General features: G+C 71.1%; 27 protein-coding genes. 11 read left to right on the top strand and 16 right to left on the bottom strand.

Annotated elements, in window-relative coordinates:
* Positions 1-59 precede the first annotated feature (59 nt).
* On the bottom strand, positions 60-614 hold the full coding sequence (locus tag P3T37_RS16225; RefSeq protein WP_280724363.1) for an ABC transporter substrate-binding protein: 555 nt from the start codon (positions 612-614) through the stop codon (positions 60-62).
* Between the two features lie 368 nt (positions 615-982).
* On the opposite strand from P3T37_RS16225, the gene dtd reads away from it, so the two are divergent.
* A complete protein-coding gene (gene dtd, locus P3T37_RS16220; protein WP_280724362.1) occupies positions 983-1,417 on the top strand; it encodes a D-aminoacyl-tRNA deacylase in 435 nt (144 codons plus the stop codon).
* A 15-nt stretch (positions 1,418-1,432) separates the two neighbouring features.
* Here dtd and P3T37_RS16215 read toward each other — a convergent pair whose 3' ends face one another.
* The 3 genes from P3T37_RS16215 to P3T37_RS16205 all read right to left on the bottom strand — a co-directional run bounded on the left by P3T37_RS16215 (position 1,433) and on the right by P3T37_RS16205 (position 3,563).
* Positions 1,433-2,398, bottom strand: a complete 966-nt coding sequence (locus P3T37_RS16215; RefSeq protein WP_280724361.1) for a glycine cleavage T C-terminal barrel domain-containing protein — start codon at positions 2,396-2,398, stop codon at positions 1,433-1,435.
* A 31-nt stretch (positions 2,399-2,429) separates the two neighbouring features.
* Positions 2,430-2,879 (bottom strand): transcriptional repressor, encoded by a 450-nt coding sequence (locus tag P3T37_RS16210; protein ID WP_280724360.1) that lies wholly within the window; start codon positions 2,877-2,879, stop codon positions 2,430-2,432.
* Positions 2,880-2,960: 81 nt separating this feature from the next.
* Positions 2,961-3,563: an FABP family protein gene (locus tag P3T37_RS16205; RefSeq protein ID WP_280724359.1), complete on the bottom strand. Its 603-nt coding sequence runs from the start codon at positions 3,561-3,563 to the stop codon at positions 2,961-2,963.
* A gap of 283 nt (positions 3,564-3,846) precedes the next feature.
* Between P3T37_RS16205 and P3T37_RS16200 the strand changes: the two genes are divergently transcribed.
* Positions 3,847-4,209: a DsrE family protein gene (locus tag P3T37_RS16200; protein ID WP_280724358.1), complete on the top strand. Its 363-nt coding sequence runs from the start codon at positions 3,847-3,849 to the stop codon at positions 4,207-4,209.
* Between the two features lie 6 nt (positions 4,210-4,215).
* On the opposite strand, the gene P3T37_RS16195 is transcribed toward P3T37_RS16200, so the two are convergent.
* The 5 genes from P3T37_RS16195 to P3T37_RS16175 all read right to left on the bottom strand — a co-directional run bounded on the left by P3T37_RS16195 (position 4,216) and on the right by P3T37_RS16175 (position 7,285).
* A complete protein-coding gene (locus tag P3T37_RS16195; protein WP_280724357.1) occupies positions 4,216-4,476 on the bottom strand; it encodes a DUF3099 domain-containing protein in 261 nt (86 codons plus the stop codon).
* 64 nt (positions 4,477-4,540) lie between these two features.
* Positions 4,541-4,831 carry a DUF1416 domain-containing protein gene (locus P3T37_RS16190; RefSeq protein WP_035798846.1) on the bottom strand — a complete coding sequence of 97 codons (291 nt, stop codon included), beginning with the start codon at positions 4,829-4,831 and terminating at the stop codon, positions 4,541-4,543.
* A 33-nt stretch (positions 4,832-4,864) separates the two neighbouring features.
* Entirely contained in the window at positions 4,865-5,707 is an 843-nt protein-coding gene (locus P3T37_RS16185; protein WP_280724356.1) for a sulfurtransferase, read from the bottom strand.
* 499 nt (positions 5,708-6,206) lie between these two features.
* On the bottom strand, positions 6,207-6,896 hold the full coding sequence (locus tag P3T37_RS16180) for a DUF2993 domain-containing protein (protein ID WP_280724355.1): 690 nt from the start codon (positions 6,894-6,896) through the stop codon (positions 6,207-6,209).
* 74 nt (positions 6,897-6,970) lie between these two features.
* Positions 6,971-7,285: a MoaD/ThiS family protein gene (locus P3T37_RS16175; RefSeq protein WP_280724354.1), complete on the bottom strand. Its 315-nt coding sequence runs from the start codon at positions 7,283-7,285 to the stop codon at positions 6,971-6,973.
* A gap of 324 nt (positions 7,286-7,609) precedes the next feature.
* On the opposite strand from P3T37_RS16175, the gene P3T37_RS16170 reads away from it, so the two are divergent.
* The 5 genes from P3T37_RS16170 (at position 7,610) to P3T37_RS16150 (ending at position 13,170) form a co-directional block, all read left to right on the top strand.
* A complete protein-coding gene (locus P3T37_RS16170) occupies positions 7,610-8,344 on the top strand; it encodes a response regulator transcription factor (RefSeq protein ID WP_280724353.1) in 735 nt (244 codons plus the stop codon).
* A gap of 85 nt (positions 8,345-8,429) precedes the next feature.
* Positions 8,430-9,473 carry a LacI family DNA-binding transcriptional regulator gene (locus P3T37_RS16165; protein ID WP_280724352.1) on the top strand — a complete coding sequence of 348 codons (1,044 nt, stop codon included), beginning with the start codon at positions 8,430-8,432 and terminating at the stop codon, positions 9,471-9,473.
* Positions 9,474-9,600: 127 nt separating this feature from the next.
* The gene (locus P3T37_RS16160; RefSeq protein WP_280724351.1) at positions 9,601-10,779 is read left to right on the top strand and encodes a trypsin-like peptidase domain-containing protein; all 1,179 of its coding nucleotides are present in this window, start codon (positions 9,601-9,603) and stop codon (positions 10,777-10,779) included.
* Between the two features lie 89 nt (positions 10,780-10,868).
* The gene (locus P3T37_RS16155; RefSeq protein WP_280724350.1) at positions 10,869-11,642 is read left to right on the top strand and encodes a response regulator transcription factor; all 774 of its coding nucleotides are present in this window, start codon (positions 10,869-10,871) and stop codon (positions 11,640-11,642) included.
* Between the two features lie 4 nt (positions 11,643-11,646).
* Complete coding sequence (locus P3T37_RS16150; protein ID WP_280724349.1) at positions 11,647-13,170, top strand: HAMP domain-containing sensor histidine kinase; 1,524 nt, start codon at positions 11,647-11,649, stop codon at positions 13,168-13,170.
* A gap of 7 nt (positions 13,171-13,177) precedes the next feature.
* Here P3T37_RS16150 and P3T37_RS16145 read toward each other — a convergent pair whose 3' ends face one another.
* The 5 genes from P3T37_RS16145 to P3T37_RS16125 all read right to left on the bottom strand — a co-directional run bounded on the left by P3T37_RS16145 (position 13,178) and on the right by P3T37_RS16125 (position 18,647).
* On the bottom strand, positions 13,178-14,533 hold the full coding sequence (locus P3T37_RS16145) for an ATP-binding protein (protein ID WP_280724348.1): 1,356 nt from the start codon (positions 14,531-14,533) through the stop codon (positions 13,178-13,180).
* A gap of 14 nt (positions 14,534-14,547) precedes the next feature.
* A complete protein-coding gene (locus P3T37_RS16140) occupies positions 14,548-16,122 on the bottom strand; it encodes an SCO6880 family protein (protein WP_280724347.1) in 1,575 nt (524 codons plus the stop codon).
* A 6-nt stretch (positions 16,123-16,128) separates the two neighbouring features.
* On the bottom strand, positions 16,129-17,406 hold the full coding sequence (locus P3T37_RS16135; protein WP_280724346.1) for a hypothetical protein: 1,278 nt from the start codon (positions 17,404-17,406) through the stop codon (positions 16,129-16,131).
* On the bottom strand, positions 17,396-18,229 hold the full coding sequence (locus tag P3T37_RS16130; RefSeq protein WP_280724345.1) for a hypothetical protein: 834 nt from the start codon (positions 18,227-18,229) through the stop codon (positions 17,396-17,398). Before P3T37_RS16130 ends, P3T37_RS16135 begins: the two co-directional genes overlap by 11 nt.
* Before the next feature lie 106 nt (positions 18,230-18,335).
* Positions 18,336-18,647 (bottom strand): hypothetical protein, encoded by a 312-nt coding sequence (locus tag P3T37_RS16125; RefSeq protein WP_035801837.1) that lies wholly within the window; start codon positions 18,645-18,647, stop codon positions 18,336-18,338.
* Between the two features lie 399 nt (positions 18,648-19,046).
* Here P3T37_RS16125 and P3T37_RS16120 point away from each other — a divergent pair, with 399 nt between their 5' ends.
* Together P3T37_RS16120 and P3T37_RS16115 are read left to right on the top strand one after the other, a co-directional pair.
* Positions 19,047-20,096 (top strand): bifunctional lytic transglycosylase/C40 family peptidase, encoded by a 1,050-nt coding sequence (locus tag P3T37_RS16120; protein ID WP_280724344.1) that lies wholly within the window; start codon positions 19,047-19,049, stop codon positions 20,094-20,096.
* Between the two features lie 150 nt (positions 20,097-20,246).
* The gene (locus P3T37_RS16115; protein ID WP_280724343.1) at positions 20,247-20,960 is read left to right on the top strand and encodes a phosphatase PAP2 family protein; all 714 of its coding nucleotides are present in this window, start codon (positions 20,247-20,249) and stop codon (positions 20,958-20,960) included.
* Between the two features lie 18 nt (positions 20,961-20,978).
* Here P3T37_RS16115 and P3T37_RS16110 read toward each other — a convergent pair whose 3' ends face one another.
* Positions 20,979-21,203: a hypothetical protein gene (locus P3T37_RS16110; protein ID WP_280724342.1), complete on the bottom strand. Its 225-nt coding sequence runs from the start codon at positions 21,201-21,203 to the stop codon at positions 20,979-20,981.
* Positions 21,204-21,379: 176 nt separating this feature from the next.
* On the opposite strand from P3T37_RS16110, the gene P3T37_RS16105 reads away from it, so the two are divergent.
* Positions 21,380-22,264 carry a hypothetical protein gene (locus tag P3T37_RS16105; protein ID WP_280724340.1) on the top strand — a complete coding sequence of 295 codons (885 nt, stop codon included), beginning with the start codon at positions 21,380-21,382 and terminating at the stop codon, positions 22,262-22,264.
* Positions 22,265-22,427: 163 nt separating this feature from the next.
* Positions 22,428-22,646: a hypothetical protein gene (locus P3T37_RS16100; protein WP_280724339.1), complete on the top strand. Its 219-nt coding sequence runs from the start codon at positions 22,428-22,430 to the stop codon at positions 22,644-22,646.
* A gap of 9 nt (positions 22,647-22,655) precedes the next feature.
* Here P3T37_RS16100 and P3T37_RS16095 read toward each other — a convergent pair whose 3' ends face one another.
* Complete coding sequence (locus tag P3T37_RS16095; RefSeq protein WP_280724338.1) at positions 22,656-22,967, bottom strand: metal-sensitive transcriptional regulator; 312 nt, start codon at positions 22,965-22,967, stop codon at positions 22,656-22,658.
* Positions 22,968-23,226: the final 259 nt, after the last annotated feature.

The following is a 23,226-nucleotide window of genomic DNA, read 5'->3' as shown; positions in this document are numbered from 1 at the left end:
GGGTGGGAGCCTTCCGGAGCGGACGAGGGTTGTCCGGAGGCATCCCTGGCGACCGGGTCTCAGTCGGCCGGCGAGCCCCCGGCGAGCAGGTCGTCGACCCGCGCTTCACCCTCACGGTACCGCCGGGTGATCTCGGCGCTGCAGCCGTCCGCCGTCCGCTGCAGCAGCTGGCGGCGCCCGGAGACCTCGCGCTCGTGCGCGGTGAGCCGATCCAGCGCCGCCAGCAGCTCCGCCGAGGCGTGCGCGGCCAGGTCAGCCAGCTGGACGTCCCCCATCAGGGCGTCCGCCTCCTCGCGGTACTGCTCGCCGCGCGGCGGGCCCAGCGTGACGTGCCGGGCCGAGCTGCGGACCGGCGACGGTGCGTCGGCCAGGATCTGCGGCAACCGGTGCAGCAGGGTGTCCGGGTGGATCGGGCGCTGCCTGCGGTCCAGGGTGCGGCGGTCGAGCTCGGCCCGCAGGATGTCCACCCGCCCCTGGAGCAGGCGGCGCAGGTAGGAGAGATCGGCCTCCTGCTCCCGGGCGTCCCGGCGCAGGGTGCGCAGCGCGTCGAGGCCCAGCGTCTCCAGCTCCGTCCGGGCCACCGCGGGCTCGCTCGGCACTCTGTTCGTGTCCATCGACCAACCACCTGCCGTTGTCCTGGTCCCGCCCTTACGGCCGCACTCCCCTGAGGCACGCCCGGCGGCCCCTGCGGGGTTCCCCGGTCGACCCGGCGCCACCCACATGAGCGAGCGCACCCGGTACGGACGTACGAGCGCCCGAACACCTGGCCGCACTCTCACCCGCCTCGGAGCCCGCTGCCGTCCCGAATCGTGCCACCCCATGGGCTGCGACGGGGCATCGATGCACCCGAACGGCCCCGTGGCGAACGGGTATGGCTGATATGACCAGGCAGTCGCCGCCACCACCCCGTCCGCCCCGGGGCGTACGTCGCGCACCACCGGCGCGTACCGAGCACGCGCGCGCCCCGGGGAGAATGGCCCGCATGCGAGCAGTGGTGCAGCGGGTGAGTGAGGCCGCCGTGACGGTGGCCGGCGAGCAGGTCGGCGCGATCGACGGGCCGGGGCTCTGCGTCCTGGTCGGGGTCACCCATCAGGACACGCCCCAGCAGGCGGCCCAACTGGCCCGCAAACTCTGGACGCTGCGGATCTTCGACGGCGCCGACGTCGAGCAGTCCTGTTCCGACCTGGGCGCGCCGCTGCTGGTGATCAGTCAGTTCACGCTCTACGGCGACGCCCGCAAGGGGCGCCGCCCCACCTGGAACGCCGCTGCCCCGGGACCGGTCGCGGAACCGCTGGTCGACGAGGTGGTGGCGCAGCTGCGCGCGCTCGGTGCCACGGTGGAGACCGGCCGGTTCGGGGCGGACATGAAGGTGTCGCTGGTGAACGACGGGCCGTTCACCGTGCTGGTCGAGGTCTGAGCTACTGCGGGCCCGCTACTGGGGGACGACGACGTCCTGGCTGGCCGGGACGCTGCCGGCGCGCAGCACCGCGTCCACCGGGACGTTGCGCTTGACCAGGGCCAGCGCGATCGGGCCGAGCTCGAAGTGCCGGGCCGAGGAGGTCACGAAGCCCAGCGCACGGGCCTCCTGCCCGTCCGTGGCGAGCCGCACCTCGGTGCCGTGCGGGGGCAGCACCTCCTCGGTGCCGTCCAGGTGCAGGAAGACCAGCCGGCGCGGCGGCTTGCCCAGGTTGTGCACCCGGGCCACCGTCTCCTGGCCGCGGTAGCAGCCCTTCTGCAGGTGGACGGCGGAGGCCAGCCAGTCCACCTCGTGCGGGATGGTGCGGTGGTCGGTCTCGAAGCCGAGCCGCGGGCGGTGGCCCTCGATCCGCAGCGCCTCGTACGCCCAGATCCCGGCCGGCGAGCCGAACCCGCGGGTGGCGGAGGCGAGTTCGGCACGGGGCAGGAACAGGTCGCGCCCGTAGGTGAGTTCGCGCACGGCGGCGGCGCCCTCGGCGGACGCCGTGGAGCCGGCCGCCATGTGCACCACCGCGAACTCCGCGGTGGCGTCGGCGATCTCCACCCGGTACATGAACTTCATCCGCTCCAGGTACTCGATCAGCGCCTGCTGCGTCCCCGGCTCGACGTGCGCCCAGGTGGTGGTGCCGTCGTCGACCAGGTAGAGGGCGTGCTCGACGTGCCCGTTCGGCGAGAGGATCAGCGCCTCGGTGGCCTGCTGCGGCGGCAGCTCGCTGACGTGCTGGGTCAGCAGCAGGTGCAGCCAGCTGAGGCGGTCGGGGCCGGTGACGGTGACCACCGCGCGGTGCGACAGGTCGACGAACGCCCGGCCCGCCGCCAGCTCCCGCTGCTCGCGGAAGAGGTCGCCGTAGTGGGCCGCGACGCCCTCGTCGGCCCCCTCGGCGGGGACGGCACCGGGCAGGTTCAGCAGCGGGCTCTTCATGGCAGTCAGCTTACGACTCCACGCCTTGGGCCTACTCCGGCGGGAGCTTGGCGGTGCAGTCGGCGCAGCGGCCGAAGATCGCGAAGTGCTTGAGGTCGGTGTCGAAGCCGTGCTGGGAGCGCAGGCTGTCGATCAGCGGGGCGGCGATCGCGGTGTCGGTCTCGGTGACCCGGTCGCAGTCCCGGCAGACCAGGTGCAGGTGGGTGTGCCGACCCGCCAGGTGGTAGGTCGGGGCACCGTGGCCGAGGTGGGCGTGCGAGACCAGCCCCAGCTCCTCCAGCAGCTCCAGGGTCCGGTAGACCGTGGAGATGTTGACCCCGCTGGCGGTCAGCCGGACCTGCCCGAGGATCTCGTCCGGGGTGGCGTGGTCGAGCACGTCGACCGCCTCCAGCACCAGCTGGCGCTGCGGGGTGAGCCGGTAGCCGCGCTGGCGCAGGTCGGTCTTCCAGTCGGTCGACGCGCTCGTCCAGTTGTTCGCCACGATGCTGCCCCTGCTCGGATTGAGGTCCCGGGGGTCCAGTGTAGGGATCAGCGGCGGGCGACCGGCCTCAGTGGAAGGACGTCAGCGGAAGAAGGCGATGCCGTCGTCCGGCAGGTCGTTGATGTCCTTGATCAGCTGGGCCGGGCTGAGCACCTTCTTGAGCTGCGCGGACATGTACGGCCGCAGCGGGACCTCGGGGGCGGCCTTCTCGCCGACCCAGAGCAGCTCCTCGTTGACGAAGCCGAAGAGCCGCTTGCCGCCGCTGTACGGGGCCGAGCCCTCGATCCGGGCGACCGCGTCGGTGGCCACGTTGATCTGCGGCTTGCCGTCGGCGAGTTCGCCGTACCAGATCTCCACGGTGCCGTCGTCGCGCACCGAGGAGATCTCCACGCCGCGCTCGCCGCTGGTGCCCCGGTGGTTGCTGGTGATCCGCCAGAAGGCGTGCTCGTTCTCCAGCGGGCGGATCTTCTCGCCCTCGTCGTCCAGCACCCAGGTCCGCGAGCGGAACTCCAGGAACGGGCGGCCGTCGTGCCGGAACACGACCTCCTGGCCGAAGTTGCACTTCTCGGTGCCAGGGCCCCCTTCGACCGGCAGTGGGGCGTAGACCCCCGCGCCCTCCCAGGTGCCGAGAAGGAAGGCAAGCGAAACGACGTCCGGGTGGAGGTCAGAAGGAATCTCGATCATGATCCTGGTCGCAGTCGGGGGCGGGGGTGGCGTGCCGGAGCTCAGCCGTACGGGATCAACCGTACGGGAGAGGTCAGCGCTGGCCCTGGTAGAGCTTCATCACGGAGAAGATGGCGAACCAGGTGATCAGGACGGCCATCAGGGCCAGCAGGCCGTCGTAGAAGAGTTCGAGACCACTCACGGTGCGCTCCCGGTATGGCGATAGCGGACGGATACGACGGCGCGAGTCTATCCGGCGGCGGTCGGCGACTCGCGGTGAGGCCCACCCTCTATGCTCGGCAGCGTGTCGAAGAAGCTGGTCATCAAGGTCACCGCAGGAGCCGACGCGCCCGAGCGGTGCTCGCAGGCGTTCACGGTGGCGGCCGTCGCGGTCGCCAGCGGGGTCGAGGTCTCGCTCTGGCTGACCGGGGAGTCGTCCTGGTTCGCGCTGCCGGGCCGGGCGGCCGAGTTCGAGCTGCCGCACGCCGCGCCGCTGCCCGACCTGCTGGACTCGGTGCTGGCGGCCGGCACGGTCACGCTCTGCACCCAGTGCGCAGTGCGGCGCGGGATCGAGCAGGCGGACACCCTGGACGGTGTCCGCATCGCGGGCGCCCAGGTCTTCCTGAGTGAGATCATGGCCGACGGCGTCCAGGCGCTCGTCTACTGACTCCCGCTACCGATCCGGCTTGTCGCGGTCGTGGCCCGGCTCGTCCCAGCGCGGATCGTCCCAGCGCGGGTCGTTCCACCAGTCGTCCTCCGGGTCGCGCTTGTTGGCGAAGATCGCCGCCAGTGGCGGGATGACCATCGCGACCAGGCACATGCCGATCGCCGCCGGGACCGAGAAGAAGCGCACCACGCCCCAGGCCAGGACGAAGAGCCCGATGCATCCGGCCATCATCACGAAGTAGTAGCGCTGCCTGCGGTTGTGCTGCACACCACCACGGTACGGCTGAGAGCCCCCGCCGTGGCAGGGGCTCTCAGTCAGTGTTCAGTTCAACTCAGACCGCGATCGGGACCTCGGTCTGGGCGCCCTGGGAGGCGACCACCACGCGGTCCACGGTCGCGCCGGGAACCAGCGCACGCACGGTCCACTTGCCCGGGGCCGCGAAGAAGCGGAACTGCCCGGTGGACGAGGTGGGCACCTCCGCGGTGAACTCGCCGCCCGCGTCGAGCAACCGGACGTAGCCGTTGACCGGCTCACCGTCTCGGGTGACCGAGCCCTGAATGATCGTCTCGTTCGCCACGTCTACTCCTGCCAGGTCCGGGCCGCCGGCCTTCGCACCACACATGTCGGTCTCCTTCTTACGGGTACTGCGCGGTGCTCAGTTGCTGCCGAGCTCGATCGGCACGCCCACCAGGCTGCCGTACTCGGTCCACGAACCGTCGTAGTTCTTGACGTTCTCCTGGCCGAGCAGCTGGTGCAGCACGAACCAGGTGAGCGCGGAGCGCTCGCCGATGCGGCAGTAGGCGATGGTGTCCTTCGCCAGGTCCACGCCCTCGGCCTGGTAGAGGGCGGTGAGCTCCTCGTTCGACTTGAAGGTGCCGTCGTCGTTGGCGTTCTTCGACCACGGGATGTTGCGGGCGCTCGGGACGTGGCCCGGACGCTGCGACTGCTCCTGCGGAAGGTGGGCCGGGGCGAGCAGGCGGCCGGAGAACTCGTCGGGCGAGCGGACGTCGACCAGGTTCTTGCTGCCGATCGCGGCGAGCACGTCGTCGCGGAAGGCGCGCAGCGAGGTGTTCTGGGCCTGCGCCTTGTACGTGGTGGCGGCGCGGGCCGGGACCTCGGCGCCGTCGACCAGGTCGCGGGAGTCCAGCTCCCACTTCTTGCGGCCGCCGTCGAGCAGGCGCACGTCACCGTGGCCGTACAGCTTGAAGTACCAGAAGGCGTACGAGGCGAACCAGTTGTTGTTGCCGCCGTAGAGCACCACGGTGTCGTCGTTGGCGATGCCCTTGGCGCTCAGCAGCGCCTCGAAGCCGGCCTGGTCGACGAAGTCGCGGCGCACCGGGTCCTGGAGGTCCTTCTTCCAGTCGATCCGGACGGCGTTGCGGATGTGGTTCTTGTCGTAGGCGGCGGTGTCCTCGTCGACCTCGACGACGACGACCTTCGGGTCGTCCAGGTGCGCCTGGACCCAGTCGGCGTCGACCAGGACGTCACTGCGGCTCATGAGATGTGTCTCCATCCGGGGGCGGTGTGCGGAAGGTGGGTGCCCGGCGCGGCCCGATCCGATCATCCGTCCAGGTTGTCCGAATAACTGTCCGGATACTGGGACGGGGCGGGAACGGGTGCCGTCGAGCGGGAGTCCCAGGGGTGGCCGAGGGCGGGAAATCGCCTGATCAGGCCTGAGAAAGGGCGTGGCGGCGGATCAAATACTGCCGGACCGGGCCGCCGATCAGCGCTTTCGACACAGGCAGGCAGCCACGCGGCAGAGGTCTACCGCCCGCCGCTTTGTGAGGTCCGCCTGTCGCTTCATGCCGATGATGCTAGGGACCGGAGAGCCTCCCTGTCATCAGGGTGTCGAATGCTGAGACGAATATGTTCGAGGAGTGGGATTTCACCCCTCGGCGTCCTGGCGGGCGGCCGGAAACAGCCCCGCCCCGCGGACCTGCCGGACGGCGGGTCTCACGGGGCGGGACGGGGTACGAGGTGCCGGGGTGCTCCGGAGGTCAGCCGACCAGCTGCAGGGAGGTGCCCTGGAAGGCCAGCGCGAGGCCGTCCGGCTGCGGGGTGACCTGGCTCAGGGTGAGTCCGACCGGCATGTTCTGCAGGGTGAAGCTCTTGGACCCGATCGCCGCGGAGACCATCGAGCTGACGCCCGGCATCTGCCCCACCCCCGGGATGTCGCCCACGCTGTCCACCAGCACCCGGTTGCCGTCGGTACGCAGCTTGACCGTCGTGCTGATCTTCTGGCCCAGCACCTGGGCGGTGACCCTGAGCAGGCCGGGACCGCCATAGCCGAGGGTGGTGCGGGAGTCCAGGCCGAGCAGGCTCTCGACGTTGGCGTACGGCAGCCGACCGGAGCCGGTGCCCGTGTCCACGGTGGCCGACTTGTAGTCGCCGCTCACCCGAACACCCTTCAGGTGGGCGGCGAAGGAGTCCAGTTGGACCGTCTGGCCGCCGCCCGAGAGCTGCACGCTGCTCGCCGACAGCCGCACGCTGTCGAACTTCTTGTCCACCGCCTGGGTGAGGAACGGGAACCCGTCGATCGTCACCGAGGGACGGCCGCTGATGCCCTGCCGGTTGGCCAGTTGGTCCGCGGCCTTGCTCTCCGCCGTCGAAAGGGCGATCCGGTCGGCCCCGACCAGCAGGCCGACCAGGACCACGACACCGATCAGCACCTTGATCAAGGTCCGCATCGAAAACTCTCCCCGTCCGTGGTTCTCGTACCAGTCGGTACGACGATCTGTCCGGGGTCATGGTTCCGTACGGGTCAGCCGCCTGCGAACGGGGGCAGCACCTCGATGGTGCCGCCTTCGGTGAGCCGCACCGCGGCGCGGTCGCGCCCGCCCACGGGCTCGCTGTCCACCAGGAAAGAACAGATGCCCAGCACCTGGACGAAGCGCGGCCGGTCCGCGTGCAGCTCGCGGGCGTGCTGCAGGGCCTCTGCGAGGGTGGCCGCCCGGTAGGGCTCCTCGGCGATGCCGGCCTCGGACTTGGCAGCGGCCCAGTAACGGATCGTGCCGGTCACCAGGGAGGGGGTACCTCCCGGCCGGAGGCTGGGGGAGGGTTCGGTGGTCGCGGTCATGGCGGCCCCTTCTCGAAAGGTGTACCCGGACTGTGCCGGTCGGTGCCGTGACCCATGATGGCCCGCACGCCCCGCGAGGCGGGAACTTCGCAGGCCAGCGGGGTCGGCGCCGGGGCGCACGGGGCCGAACGCGACCGGGATCACGTCCCTCGTCCCCTTCGCCGACCAGGAGTGTTGGGCTATTCTCATGGCGTAAGGGATCCGGGCAGAGTCGCCCCCGGGTCCTTTTGTGCTTTCAGGACGCCGAACCTGACGTCCTAGCGAGTGGTAGCCAAGCTCCGCTGTCATGCGACCGCGACGACCCGGAAAGGGGACGACCCGGGTATGAGTTCTCTCCTCCTGCTCACCAATGCACTGCAACCGTCAGCGGAGGTGCTGCCGGCCCTGGGACTGCTGCTGCACCAGGTGCGGGTGGCCCCGGCCGAGGGCTCGGCCCTCGTCGACACCCCCAGCGCCGACGTGATACTCGTCGACGGCCGGCGCGACCTGCCGCAGATCCGCAGCCTCTGCCAGCTGCTGCGCTCCACCGGGATCAGCTCACCCATGATCCTGGTGGTCACCGAGGGCGGCCTGGCCGCCGTCACCGCCGAGTGGGGCGTGGACGACGTCCTGCTGGACACCGCGGGCCCGGCCGAGGTCGAGGCCCGGCTGCGGCTGGCGATGGGCCGCCAGCAACAGGTGGCCAACGACGACAGCCCGATGGAGATCCGCAACGGCGACCTCTCGGTGGACGAGGCGACGTACTCCGCCAAGATCAAGGGGCGGGTGCTCGACCTCACCTTCAAGGAGTTCGAGCTGATCAAGTACCTCGCCCAGCACCCGGGCCGGGTCTTCACCCGCGCCCAGCTGCTCCAGGAGGTCTGGGGCTACGACTACTTCGGCGGCACCCGGACGGTCGACGTGCACGTGCGGCGGCTGCGGGCCAAACTCGGCGTCGAGCACGAGCAGCTGATCGGGACGGTACGGAACGTCGGCTACCGCTTCGTCGTGCCCTCGCAGGGCGAAAAGGGCGAGCGCGGAGCCATCGACCAACCGGTCGCCGGCCTGCACGAGGCCTGACCCCACGGCCGGTCCCGTCCCCCGCCGGGGACGACAGACGGGACCGGCCCACCTGGGACTGGACAAACACGCGTAGACTCCCTGCGTGGCCAAGGTGACGCGCGACGATGTAGCCCGACTGGCTGGGACCTCGACCGCGGTCGTCAGCTACGTCATCAACGACGGTCCGCGCCCGGTGGCGCCTGCGACCAAGGAGAAGGTGCTCGCCGCGATCGAGCAGCTCGGCTATCGGCCGAACAGCGTCGCGCAGGCGATGGCCTCCCGCCGGACCAACCTGATCGGCATGATCGTGCCGGACGCCCGGCAGCCGTTCTTCGCCGAGATGGCGCACGCGGTCGAACGGGCCGCCTCGGACCGCGGCAAGCTGGTCCTGATCGGCAACTCGGACTACGTCGACGACCGCGAGCTGCACTACATCCGGGCCTTCCTCGGCATGCGGGTCTCCGGCCTGATCCTGGTCAGCCAGGGCGCACCGCAGCGCGCGGCCAAGGAGTTCGCCGCGATGGAGGGCGCGAAGGTGGTGCTGCTGCACCGCCGCCCCGAGGCCATCGACGACGTCTCGGTGGTGACCGACGACGTCGGCGGCGCCGAGCTGGCCGTCCGCCACCTGCTGGAGGTGCACGGCCACCCGTACGTGGTCTGCTTCGGCGGTCCGGTGGACTCCCCCGCGCCGGGCGACCCGGTGATCGACCACGTCGAGGGCTGGCAGCGCGCGATGGACGCCCACGGGCTGCCCACCGAGCAGCACCTGATCGACGCCCCGTTCCACCGCTACGGCGCCTACGAGGTCGCGGTCAAGCTGCTGCGCTCGCCGAACCGGCCGCCGGCCATCTTCTGCTCCACCGACGACCAGGCGATCGGCCTGCTGCGCGCCGCCCGCGAGGTCGGCATCCGTGTCCCCGAGGACCTCGCGGTGGCGGGTTTCGACGACGTGCCGGAGGCCGCGCTGGCCGACCCGCCGCTGACCACGGTCGCCAGCGAGCGCGAGGCGATGGCCCGGGCCGCGGTGGACCTGGTGCTGGACGACTCGCTGATGGTGCCGGGCTCGGACACCGAGCGGGTCCGGCGGTTCCCGTCCCGCCTGGTGGTGCGGCGCTCCTGCGGCTGCGGCGAGGACACCCGCGGGTAGTGCCTCGGGTCATGGCCCTCGGGTAGCGCCGGAGGGTAACCGGTCTTTATGAGAACTCAACGGGCTTCTCTGTCCGTTCTGACCCGGCTCTCATGAGACTTTCACCCAGCGGGCGGACGTTGGATCCATGAGCGACCAGCACCGCAGTTCCGCAGATGAGTCGGGGCAGCCCCTCCCGCCGAAGCCGGCCGAGGTACCGCCCGCTCACGTCCACGAAGACTTCTCCGCGCCGAACGCGTCCTACGCGGCGGCCGGTCCCTACGAGCCGTACTCCGGGTACGCCTCCGGGTACGCCGAACACTCCGAGACCACCGCACACGCCGCACCGGCGTGGGGCGGCGTCCCGGTCGGCGAACCCGTCGAGCAGCCGGTCGCAGGCCACGCCAAGCGGACCCGCAACGGGTACCTGCGCGGCCGGCTCGTCCTGGTCACCGCCGTGGCGGCGATCGCCGCCGTCCTCGGCGGCCTGGCCGGCGGCGCGGTGGCCGGTTCGCAGCACAGCACCACCACCGCGAGCTCCAGCACCATCGTGAGCCCGGTGTCCGCCAAGACCGACGGCACCGCCAACGCCGCGGCGATCGCCGCCGCGGTCTCCCCCAGCGTCGTCCAGATCACCGTGCAGACCACCACCGGCACCGCGACCGGCACCGGCGTGATCCTCACCCCGGGCGGCCAGATCCTCACCAACTACCACGTCATCTCCGGCGCGGTCAGCGACGGCGGCACGGTCACCGTCACCTTCCAGAACGGCAACAAGACCAGCGCCACCGTCACCGGCACCGACAAGTCGCTGGACGTCGCAGTGATCACCGCGAGCGGGGTCAGCGGCCTGGCCCCGGCCGTCCTCGGCGACTCCGACGCGATGGCGGTCGGCGACTCGGTGGTCGCCATCGGCAACCCGGACGGCCTCACCGGCACCGTCACCTCGGGCATCATCAGCGCCAAGAACCGCCAGGTCACGGTGCAGGTGGACGAGGGCAGCACGCAGAGCAACGGCGGCTTCGGCTTCCCGAGCTTCCCCGGGTACGGCGGGCGCGGCTCCGGCGGCTCGACCGGCTCCTCCGGCGCCACCGCGACCTACTCGGCCTTCCAGACCGATGCCGCGCTCAACCCCGGCAACTCCGGCGGCCCGCTGATCAACGCCAGCGGCCAGGTGATCGGCGTCAACTCCGCGATGTACTCCGGCAGCGGTTCCAGCTCCAGCTCCACCGGCAGCCAGGCCGGCAGTGTGGGCCTGGGATTCTCCATCCCGATCAACAGCATCAAGCAGGTGCTGCCGAAGATGCAGGCCGGCCAGACCCTCTGAGTTCGAGACCCTCTGAGTACGCCCGCAAAGCCCGTCCACCCCGCACAATGGCAAGACCCCTTCCGGACCCAGAGAGGGCCACACCGCAGATGACTCCCCGCGCCGACGACCGCACCCCTGCCGAGCAGCCGGGCTCCCCGGCCCGACTGCTCGTGGTCGACGACGAGCCCGCGCTGCGGGACGCCCTGGAGAGCAGCCTCGCCTTCGAGGGCTACGAGGTCACCACGGCCACCGACGGCTACGAGGCGCTCGACGCCGTCGAGCGCGACCGGCCCGACCTGGTGCTGCTCGACATCATGATGCCGAGGATGGACGGCCTCACCGCCGTCCGCCGGATGCGCTCGCGCGGCGACACCGCGCCGGTGCTGATGCTCACCGCCCGCGACGCCGTCGGGGACCGGGTCACCGGCCTGGACGTCGGCGCCGACGACTACCTCGCCAAGCCCTTCGAGCTCGACGAGCTGCTCGCCCGGGTGCGCGCCCTGCTGCGGCGCAACGCCCTCGCCACCGAGGCCGCCGCCCGGGCCACCGTCACCGAGGACGACTCCGAGGTGCTGGCCTTCGCCGACCTGCGGATGAACACCGCCACCCGCGAGGTCACCCGCGACGGCAAGCCGGTGGAGCTCACCCGCACCGAGTTCATGCTGCTGGAGATGTTCCTGGCGCACCCGCGCCAGGTGCTGACCCGGGAGCAGATCCTCAAGGCCGTCTGGGGCTTCGACTTCGAGCCCTCCTCCAACTCGCTGGACGTCTACGTGATGTACCTGCGCCGCAAGACCGAGCAGGGCGGCATGCCCCGGCTGATCCAGACGGTCCGCGGTGTCGGCTACGCCCTGCGCGCACCGTCGGGCGCGGCGGCCTGAGGAGATGAGCAGCTCCGCTCCACACCACCGGGGCCGCCTGTCCCGCTGGTACCACGGCCGCTCGCTGCGCAGCCGGTTGGCGATCCTGTCCTCGCTCGCGGTCGCGGTCGCGATCCTGCTGTGCTCGCTGGCCTCCTGGTTCATCGTCCGGACCAACCTCTACAACCTGCAGAAGGCGCAGCTCTCCAGCGCTCCGCCGAACCCACCGCTGCTGCGGATCACCCCGAACATCGCCTGCGGAGCCACCCCGCAGGCGGCCCTGGCGGAGCTCAAGGCCGCGAACGCGGAGATCCCCGCCAAGTACCCCGCGCTGCCCAACCCCGCCGAGCGGACCAACCGCTGGGAGACCGAGCTGATCAGCAGTGACGGCAGCAAGGTCTGCCTGCCGATCGGCGCGACCTCGCTGGGCATCAAGGAGTCGCCCTCCTACCTCGACGCGCTCAGCCTCGAGAAGGACCAGGCGATCTTCCGGGTCGGCAGCTACCTCAACGGCGAACCCGCGATGCTGCGCCTGACGCACTTCCAGTCGGGCGGCGAGCCGGTCCAGGACTACGTCCTGATCACCGCCTCCCCGCTCTCCGGTGTCGACGACTCCCTCCAGCAACTCGGCCTGCTGCTGCTCGGCGTGGTCGCGATCGGCGCGCTCGGCGCCGGCATCACCGGTCGGATCGTGGCCCGCACCGCACTGAAGCCGGTGCACGAACTCACCGAGGTGGTCGAGCACATCGCCCGCACCGAGGAGGTCGGCACCACCATCCCGGTGCACGGGAACGACGAGATCGCCCGGCTCTCCAGCTCGTTCAACTCGATGAGCACCGCGCTGGCCAACTCCCGGGACCGGCAGACCCGTCTGATCGCCGACGCCGGCCACGAGCTGCGCACACCGCTCACCTCGCTTCGCACCAACGTCGACCTGATGATCCGCAGCGACGACACCGGACGGCCGCTGCCGTCGGCCACCAAGACCAAGCTGCTCGGCAGCATGAAGGCCCAGATGCAGGAACTCACCCTGCTGATCGGCGATCTGCTGCAGCTCTCCCGGCCCGACTCCCCCAGGCCCGGGCAGAACGTTGCCACCGTGGCGTTCCACGAGATCGCCGCGCGGGCCGTCGAGCGCGCCAAACTGCGCGGCCCCGGACTGGAGTACCGGGTGGAGCTCGCCCCCTGGTACGTGCGCGCCGACGCGGCCGCGCTGGAGCGGGCCGTGATGAACCTGCTCGACAACGCCGTGAAGTACAGCCCGCCGGCCGCCCCCGTCGAGGTGCTGCTGCGGGAGGGCACGCTCACCGTCCGCGACCACGGTCCCGGCATCCCGACGGACGAGCTGCAGTTCGTCTTCGACCGCTTCTGGCGCTCGCCGTCCTCCCGCCAACTGCCGGGCTCCGGACTGGGGTTGTCGATCGTCGCGCAGACCGTCCAGGAGTCGGAGGGCGAGGTCTCGCTCGGACCGGCCACGGACGGCGGCCCCGGCACGCTGGCCACCGTCCACCTCCCGGGCGGGCCGACCCCGCCCGAGCCGGGGGTCTGAGCCAGGCTCAGACCCCCGGCTCGGCCTCCAACTGGCGTTCGGCGCGGATGCGTTCGGCCACCGCGTCCTCGGTCATCGCGCGGTCGGTGTAGACCAGCGGGCGCTCGGCCTCGGTGATGATGTGCTTGACCACCTGGACGTTGCCGTTGACGTCCCAGACCGCGATGCCGGGCGAGAGGGTGGGGATGATCTCCACCGCCCAGCGGGGCAGGCCCAGCACCCGGCCGGTGGCTCTGGCCTCGTCGGCCTTCTGCATGTAGATGGTACGGGTGGAGGCCATCTTGAGGATCGCCGAGGCCTCCCTGGCCGCCGCGCCGTCCACCACGTCCGAGAGGTGGTGCACCACGGCGACGAAGGACAGGCCCAGCCGTCGGCCGAACTTCAGCAGCCGCTGGAAGAGTTGGGCGACGAACGGGCTGTTGATGATGTGCCAGGCCTCCTCGACCAGGAAGATGCGCTTCTTCCGGTCGGGGCGGATCCAGGTGTGCTCCAGCCAGACGCCGACGATCGCCATCAGGATCGGCATCGCGATCGAGTTGCGGTCGATGTGCGAGAGGTCGAAGACGATCAGCGGCGCGTCCAGGTCGATCCCGATGCTGGTCGGACCGTCGAACATGCCGCGCAGGTCGCCGTCGACCAGCCGGTCCAGCACCAACGCCACATCCAGGCCCCAGGACTGGACGTCCTCGGTGGCCACGCCGAGCGACTCCACCGAGGACATGTCGGGCTTGCGCAGCGTGTCGATGATGTCGCCGAGGATCGGCTGACGATCCGTCACGGTGGCCCGGACGTGCGCGTGCGCGGCCTTCAGGGCAAAGCCGGCGCGCTCCTCCAGGCCGCGTCCCATGGCGACCTCGATGATGGTGCGCAGCAGCGAGAGCTGGCCGGTGGTGGTGATCGCCGGGTCGAGCGGGTTGAGCTTGACCCCGCCGTCCCGGGCTGCCATCGGGTCCAGTCGGATGGACCTTATGCCCAGCGCGTTGGCGATCAGGTTCCACTCGCCGACGCCGTCCTCGCCCTGCGCGTCCAGCACCACCACCTGGCGGTCGCGGAACCTCAACTGCCGCAGCACATAGGTCTTCTCCAGCGCGGACTTGCCGTTGCCGGACTCGCCGAGCACCAGCCAGTGCGGGGCCGGCAGTTGCTGCCCGTACAGCTGGAAGGGGTCGTAGACGTACCCCTTGCCGCTGTAGACCTCGCGGCCGATGATCACCCCGGAGTCACCCAACCCCGGTGCGGCGGTGGGCAGGTAGACCGCCTGGGCCTGACCGGTCGAGGTACGGACCGGCAGCCTGGAGGTCTCCACCTTGCCGAACATCAGGCTGGTGAAGGAGTCGGTGAGGGAACTGAGCGGAGATGCCATCGGGACCCCTGAGGTCAGCGGCGGATGCCGGTGGCGAACGGAAGCGTGTTGACGAAGGCGCGGTGGTGCTCGCGGTCGCACCACTCCAGCTTGAGGTAGCTCTTGCCGGCCGAGGCCCGGATGGTCCGCTTGTCGCGGGCCAGCGCCTCGGGGTTGCGGGAGGAGACCGTGATGTAGCCGACCAGGTTCACCCCGGCCGCGCCGGAGGCGAGGTCGTCACCGCGCTGGTCGACCCGGCCGGTGTGCGCCAGGTCGCGCGGGTCCACCGTCCGGTTCATCTTGGCGGCGCGGCTGGCCTCGGCCTCGTCGTTGGTCTTCTCGGTGAGCATCCGCTCGATGGCCACGTCGGTGGGCTCCAGGTCCATCGTGACGGCCACCGTGCGGATCACGTCCGGGGTGTGCACCAGCAGCGGGGCCAGGAAGTTGACGCCCACCGGGGTGAGCGGCCACTCCTTGACCCAGGCGGTGGCGTGGCACCAGGGCTCGCGGGTCTGCGACTCGCGGGTCTTGGCCTGCAGGTACTGCGGATGGGTGGCGTCCAGCTCGGCCGGCCAGGCGTTGCGCCGGGACATCGCCTGGATGTGGTCGATCGGGTGGTCCGGGTCGTACATCGAGTGCAGCAGCGAGGAGAGCCGGGCCTGGCCCAGCGGCTGCCGGACCCGGATGTCGGCCTCCGCCAACCGGGCGCAGATGTCGGTCAGTTCGCGCGCCATCACGGCCGCCAGGCCGTCGTCGTCGCGGGCCCGCTCACCGGTGGCCGTACGGCCCATCGCGTGCGCCTCGGCGGCCAGGTCGCGGTTGTAGTGCATGCAGGCGACCAGGTACGCGCGGTGCTGCTCGGAGGAGGTGGAGACCATCGACTGCAACTGGTCGTAGGAGTCCTGCAGCCAGCGCGGGGCGTCGTGGTCACCGCGCCGCTCGACGTCCTTGGCGTGCGCGTCGGGGTCGGCCGGCAGCGTGCGGGCCAGGATCTGCAGCCGCGTCACGAAGCCGTCGCCGTTGGCGACGTGCTTCAGCAGCGTGCCGAACCGGTCGACCAGCGCCTCCTGGTCCTCGGAGTCGCGCAGACCGACGCCCGGGCCCTCGATCTCGATCGCCGCGGTGACGGTGCGGCGCTCCAGGTGCATCAGCACGCCGACCTCGTCCGGGCCGAACGGGGCACTCAGCCAGCGCAGCCGGCCCACCCCCGGGGGCGGTCCGACCTCGATCTCCTGGCCGTCGAGACGGGTCCCGGAGTCCATCGCGGTGGACTGCCACAGCGCGCGGCCGCTGCGCACCGTCCGCCGGTAGGTGCGGTTGATCTCCACCCACTTGTAGAACGTCCGGCGCCGGTAGGGGATGTAGACGGCGGCGATCGCCAGCAGCGGCAGACCGACCAGACCGGCGATGCGCAGCGGCAGGATCGGCATCAGCAGGCCCCAGAGCATCCCCAGGAAGGCCCCGAAGATGATCAGCACGATCTCGCCGGACTCCCGGTTGCGGCCGATCGGCGCGTTGGGCCGGGCCTTGCCGATCAGATAGGTGCGGCGCTGGTGGACGTAGCCCTGGCCGTACTGGCCTCCGTACTGTCCGAGCGGTTCGCTGCTCATGGTGCGTCACCCTCCCTTCGCTGGGTTCTGTGCCGCGGGCGCGGCCGGGCTCGCGGGCGGAGCCGGGGTACGGGAGGCGTGCGCGGCGATGCCGGCGGCGGCCGAGCCGCCACCCCCCGCACCGCCACCGCCGCCGGTGGCGCCCTCCGGGCCGCCGCGCGAACCGTGCGCGGAGATGCCCTGCTTGACCAGGTTCGCCGGGCCGTTGATCATCGCCGATCCTGCCGACACCGCGCTGGCTCGGGCCTGGCGCATGTGCAGCATCTCGTCGCCGAAGCCGGGGACGAAACGGTAGATCGCGCCACTGGCGAAGATGGAGAGGAAGAGGATGGCGAGGCCGGAGAGCACCTTGGAGAAGTCGTCCGACACTCCGGCCCCGGAGGCCACCGCACTGGCCAGCCCCAGGATGATCACGATCACCGGTTTCGCCAGGTCCACGGCGGCCATCAGACCGGCCCAGCGGCGGACGTGCTTCCACAGCTGCTTGTCCACCAGCCCGGCGTAGACCGCCGTCCCCAGCAGCGCGCCCACATAGAGCATCGCGGCGCGGATCAGCAGCTCGATCCAGAGCACGGCGGCGGCCAGCACGGCCACCAGCGAGACGATGATCAGGATCAGCGGACCGCCGCCGAGTGAGCCGTTCTCCAGGGTGTCGGCGAACCCGCCGAGATACGTGCCGGTGTCCGACTTGGTGCCGGCCGCGATCGCCGTGGTCAGCCCGTCGGTGGCGCTGACCACGGTGTAGAGGATCAGCGGGGTGAACGCCGAGGCCACCACGGTCAGCCAGAGGAAGCCGATCGCCTCGGAGATCGCCTGCCCCAGCGGCGCCCCGCGCACGGCGCGCTTGGTGACCGCGAGCAGCCACAGGATCAACGTGACCACCGTGGAACCGGCGAAGACCACCGCGTACTGCTGGAGGAAGGCGGCGTTGGTGAAGTCCACCTGCGTGGTGCCGTCGATGGCACTGGACAGCTTGCGCACCAGCCACGCGGCCGCCTGCGCACAGCCCTTGGCAAGCGAACCGAGCGGATCGGTGACGGAGCCAACCGTGGAGGACCCGGGCAGCCCGGAGCCCCCGCCCTGGGCGCAGTAGACGTCGTTCCCCGGTAGTGGAAGAGCGGCACAACTACTGGAACTCGGGCTCGGGCTGGGGCTGGGCCCCGCTGCGAAGGCTCCCTGGGCGGCCAGCAGGGCCGCGAGCTGGACCATCGACAGCGCCCACGCCAGGGTGCCGGCGGTGCGCAGGAAGGGGCGCGGGGAGTGGTCGGCGCCGTCAGCGGGCATAGCGGAAGCCTCCGAATTGCTGGACGGCGCCGGTGATCTCCCCGGCGGTGGCTGCCTGCTGGTCGGCAGGGACCGGGGCGGGGCCGGCTTGGCGACTGAAGTCGGTGAGCTTCCAGTCGTTGCCGGTCCAGTGCAGGGTGAGCGAGACGGTGTACCAGTAGTCGCTGACCGGCATGCTGGAGGAGGTTCCGGCCAGGCCGCTCAGCCCGACGCACCAGACCGACGCGTGGGTGGAGTCGGCCGTGTAGCCGTCCGTCTTGGTGCCGACGGGCGTGGTGCGGCTGACGAAGGTGAGCCCGGCGGGGGGCTTGGCCTGGGCGTCCAGCCCCAGGGCGGCCAGGGCGGCCGGGGCGAGGCTCGGGCTGAACCGGCTCTGCAGGACGTCCAGGGCGGCCGGGTCGGCGATGGCGGTCAGTATCGTCCGCTGGCTGTCGGCCCGGAACATGTCCGCGCTGCCCAGGGCGACGGCGTAGTTGGCGGCGGCGGACTGGGCGCCCTGCTCGGTGTGCGGGTAGCCGACACCGATGCCGTTGCTGGTGGAGGTGACGGGCTGGTCGCCGCTGGGCGCGGTGGGCGGCGGAGCGCCGGGCCGGCCGCCGGAGCCGTCCTGACCGGACGTGCCCGCCGAGCCGCCCGCGCCGGCGGCCGGGACGGTCTTGCCCCGGTTGGCGACGGAGATGGCGAGCACCAGCAGGGTGACCACCACCAGGACCGCCAGCAGGGTGCGCAGCGGCCTGGCCTGACGGGTGGACGGATGAGGGGAGGACTGCTCGCCGACCGGCAGCCGCGTACGGGTGTGCGGCTGGTCGTCGGGCAACGGCACGGCGGCCCTCCTGGGACAGGGAGCCGGTGGGGGGCTCCGGGATTGCGTTCCGGGGTCGGATGCGGATTCGGTTGGCTCGGCAGCTGCCGGGCTGACTGTCCGATCGTCAGATGGCCATGCCGTACACAATGGTGAACAGAGTGCCGAGTGATCCGATGATGAACACGCCGGTCAGCCCGGCGACGATCAGCCCCTTGCCCTGTTCGGCGCTGAAGGTGTCCCGCATCGCAGTGGCGCCGATCCGCTGCTTGGCGGCACCCCAGACCGCGATGGCCAGGCAGGCCAGGATGGCGACCGCCATGATCACCTCGACCATGATCCTGGCCTCCGACCCGAGCGTGGAGAAAGGCCCCCAATCCGGGGCGATCCCACCGATAATGGTGTTGATATTGCCCTTGGCCGGCGGGGTGTCGGCCAGGTAGCCGTTGGCATAGCCGCTCGCCGTGGCGCTCACACTGCTCACTACGTTGCTCAAGTGCATTCCTGTCTCACCGCCCGATCAGGCAAATTCAAGGCCCCCCACCAGGGTCAAGCGAAGGGCTGGGACCCATTCTTGGCCAGATCTGATGTCGACTTGGCTACTTCTCGCGGATTGGTCGTGCGGCATCCGACTCGTACGCCAGGATGTCCACCGTACGAAGGATAGCTCTCACTCTTTGTATCTCTGATGATTGCGCTGGGCAACGCCTTCCAGCAGACTGCTGGAGGTGTCGGCCGATCGACTTGGCGCGTGCGGGGGGCATATGCGTACCGGTGCCGAGCCGGGGGCTGCGCCCTTGGGGCACACGCGCTCTGACACTGCATCGGGATGGTGCTGATGGTACTCCGGAAAGGCTTGACAGCGGCGGCCGCTGCGAGTGCTGTTGCATTCGGCTTCGTCGGTCTGGTCGGCATGGGCACGTACGCCGCGAGCGGTGCCACCCAGGCCGGCGGCTCGGGACTCAGCATCGCCGCGGGCACCGTTCCCGCCGCCTACCAGGGACTGATCCAGCAGTGGGGCGCCCTCTGTCCGCAGATCTCGCCGCCGATGCTGGCCGCTCAGCTGTACCAGGAGAGCGGTTTCGATCCGTCAGCCCACAGCAGCGCGGGCGCCGAAGGCATCGCCCAGTTCCTGCCGAGCACCTGGGCGACGTACGCCGTGGACGGGAACGGGGACGGCAAGAAGGACATCTGGGACCCGGCCGACGCCATCCCCACCGCCGCGACCTACGACTGCGCCCTCGCCCGGGACACCGCGAACGTCCCCGGCAACGCCCAGGCCAACCTGCTGGCCGCGTACAACGCCGGTCCGTACGCCGTGATCAGCGCGCAGGGCGTGCCCGCGTACGCCGAGACCCAGGGCTACGTCCGCTCGATCACCGCGCTGACCCAGAGCTTCAGCGCGCCCACCACCACGGTCGCCGTCTCGCCGCAGGCCTCCGCGGCCATCTACTTCGCGCAGACCAAGCTCGGCACGCCGTACCTGTGGGGCGGCGAGGGGCTGGCCTCGCAGGGCGGCCAGTTCGACTGCTCGGGCCTGACCCAGGCCGCGTACGCCTCGGTCGGCATCTCGCTCCCCCGGGTCGCCAACGACCAGTGGTACGCCGGGCAGCATCCGTCGCGGGATCAGCTCCGCCCGGGGGACCTGGTGTTCTTCGCCACCGACCTCAACGACCCGCGCAGCATCCACCACGTGGGGATCTACGTCGGCGGCGGCTACATGATCAACGCACCGCACACCGGCGCAGTGATCCGCTACGACAAGATCGACCAGAAGGACTACATCGGCGCCACCCGGGTCACCCAGGACGGTGCTGCGGCGCTGCCCGTCCGAGGCGCCAACAACGGACCCATCACCGCCGGTTCGGCGCCGGTGACCACGGGCTGACGGCGATTCGGCACCCTGACGGCGTGACAGATATGTGCACAATGAGTCAAGTTTCCATAACACCCGGTTTCCGTGGAACGCTATGCCTCACCTGCGGCGTTCTGTCCAGGCGAACGAGCTGATCAGACGGCAGATCCCAGGAGGTACGGCGTGTCGACGCTGTTGGCCGACACCACGAACCCCGACCTCGGGCTGCTCTACGCCATCAACGGCTGGGCCAAGGCCTCCCCGCCCTGGCTGGACAGCCTGGTCTCGTGGATCGGCGAGTACGGCATCCTGATCGGCCTGCTGACGCTCTGCACGGTCGGCTGGCTGCAGGCCCGCCGCCGGCCGAACGCGCCTGTCGCGGTGGCCGGCGTCCTCTGGGCGCCGCTCGGGGTCGCGATCGCCGAGCTCGCCAACCTCCCGATCGCCTCGATCGTGGACCGGCCGCGGCCCTTCGTGGACCACCCCGGACTCGACGTCCTGGTGGCGGGCAAGGCCGGCACGCACTCCTTCGTCAGCGACCACTCGACCATCTCGATGGGCATCGCGGTGGGGCTGTTCCTGGTCAACCGCAAGCTCGGCTGGATCGCCGGCGGCCTGGCGCTGCTGCAGGGCTTCTGCCGGATGTTCATGGGTGTGCACTACCCGACCGACGTGCTCGGCGGCTACGCGCTGGCCACCGCGGTGGTGCTGCTGCTCGCGCCGATCGCGATGGCGGTGCTGGTCCCGCTCTGCCACGCGGTCTCCCGGACGGCGGCGGCGCCGCTGATCGTCGCGGGCGGCCGGGTCGAGCAGGGCCGGACCGGCGGGCGGCGGCGCCGGGGCGGGTCGGTGGCCCCGGCCGCGGAGCGAACGCCGGACTCCGACCTCGCGGCCTGACGCTCCTCCCTGGACGGGTCAGTCAGGGCTCACCAGGTGTCCGGCCGCGTCCCGCCGGGCCAGGTCGCGCGAGCGCCGCGCCGGGGCGTACCAGCCGCACCCGCAGGTGGCGAAGGCGAAGGAGCCGCGCTCGGTGATCTTCACTCGATGCTCGGACTCCTGATCGACGGCGTCGGCCGGGGAGTCTGACGGTCGGTCACGGGCGGCAGGGGGGTCGGGCAGCGCCGACAGCTCCGGAGACACGTCCTTCACCGTAACGCGCGCCGCCCCCGGCGTGCGATGCCCGGTGCGCGCCGGTCAGCTCGTAACTCCCGGGCCGTGCCCTCGTTCTCGAATGGACGGCTCCGCCCAGCAGGGGCGGCGGCTGGCCGGGCACTCGGCCCGAGGGGGTTGAGATCACCATGGGGGTTGAGATCACCATGATTCAGTCGCAGCGCCGACGCGCGCGTTTCCTCGGCTCGGCAGCTGCTTCCGCGCTGCTGGCCGCCTCGCTCGCCGCCTGTTCAGGCGGCTCCGGCAGCTCCTCGGACACCTCGGGAGCGCAGAGCGCCGCCGCCGACAAGCTCTCCGACGACCCGCTGACCGCGGTCCGCAACGCCGCCGACATCACCGGGCGGACCGGTTCCGCCGCGGCCGCCACCCAGTTGACCACCGAGTCCGGCGACAAGAAGGCCTCCTTCACCGGCTCCGGCGGCTACGACTACGAGAAGCGGATCGGCAAGCTGGAGGTCGCCGTGCCTCCGGGCGCCTCGACCACCGGCAAGGTGGTCGAGGTGGTCGAGCCCGGCATCGTCTACCTGCAGAACAGCGGCGCCAAGGTCCCGGCGGGCAAGTGGGTACGGCTGGACGTCCGCCAGCTCGCCGACGGCAACCTGATCAGCAACGGCGCCACCGACCCGGCCAGCGCGGCGGGTGCGCTGCGCGGCGCGCAGCAGGCCCAGGCGGTCGGCGACGAGACGCTGGACGGGGTGGCCGTGAAGCACTACCGGGGCACCCTGGACCTGGCCAAGGCGGCGGACGCCACCGGCGGCGAGGGCGCGTACGGACTGCGGATGGCCGCCGGCACCTTCACCGTCAAGGAGATCCCGTTCGACGTCTGGCTGGACGCCCAGGGCCGGCTGAACAAGGTGACCGAGGTCTTCACCTTCGCCGGGGTGGCCGGCTCGAAGGACCCCAAGGACCAGGTGAAGGTCACCTCGACGCTGACCCTCAACGCGTTCGGCAAGCCGGTGGACGTGGCCGAGCCGGCCGCCGCCGACGTCTTCCAGATGCAGGACTCCGGCAGCCCGAGCCCGCAGAAGTGACAGGTTCAGCGGTCGGCCGGCACCGGTGGCCGGCCGCTGTCCAGCCACCCGTTTCGGCGGCAGAGATGGTCCGTCCGTGCCATGTGGCCGGGCCCGGCAGTCCCTAAGCTGGGAAACGGGTAACTGCCGCCCCGGTGTGCAGGCGCTGAAGGGGTGGTGCAGGGTGTCGTCCTCCACGGACCGAACGGTCGGCCACGACAGCACGGCCCTCGACGAGATCGACCTGGCCGGCGAGCTGATGATCGCCGCCACTGCCAGCGCCGACGAGCGGCTGCCGACCGCCCGGATCGACGAGGTGCTGCTCAGCGGCCCCGAGCCGGACGCCTCCGAGGCCGCCACCCGGCCCGGGCCCGCGCAACCGGGCCCCGGCCCGGTCGGCTGACGCCGCGCGTCAGGTCCGCAGCAGTCGGCTGACCGCCGCCATCGCCTCCGCGACCTTGTCGTCCATCGTCGGCCCGCCCTCCTCGACGGCGGCCGCGACGCAGTGCTTGATGTGCTCCTCCAGCAGCGCCAGCGCGAAGGACTGCAGCGCCTTGGTGCTCGCCGAGACCTGGGTGAGGATGTCGATGCAGTAGACGTCCTCCTCGACCATCCGCTGCAGGCCGCGGGCCTGACCCTCGATCCGGCGCAGCCGCTTGAGGTGGTCGGCCTTGTGCGAGCTGTAGCCGTGCGGCCCGTGCTGCGGTGCTGTGTCGGTGGTCATCGGCCTGCCCCGTTCTCGTCCTGGTGCGGCCGATCGCCGCTGGTCACCCCGGTCTCCCGGTTCCAGTGTCCCGCACCGGACGCCGCCGCGGTGTTCCCCCGTCCGGGCGGCGCGAACGGAGGACGGTGTGCAGAACGGGGGCATTCCGTCCGAGGTTCCGTCAGACTGAGGCTTCACTTCCCCCCGCACGCCGAGGTGCGGGGCCGATCGGTCCTCGGACGACATCCGTCCGGAAGAGGAGCATCCGGTTCCCTGTAGC

Origin of the sequence: Kitasatospora sp. MAA4 (genome assembly GCF_029893355.1) — a bacterium.
GTDB lineage: Bacteria > Actinomycetota > Actinomycetes > Streptomycetales > Streptomycetaceae > Kitasatospora.
This window is presented reverse-complemented; position numbering and strand designations above follow the sequence as displayed.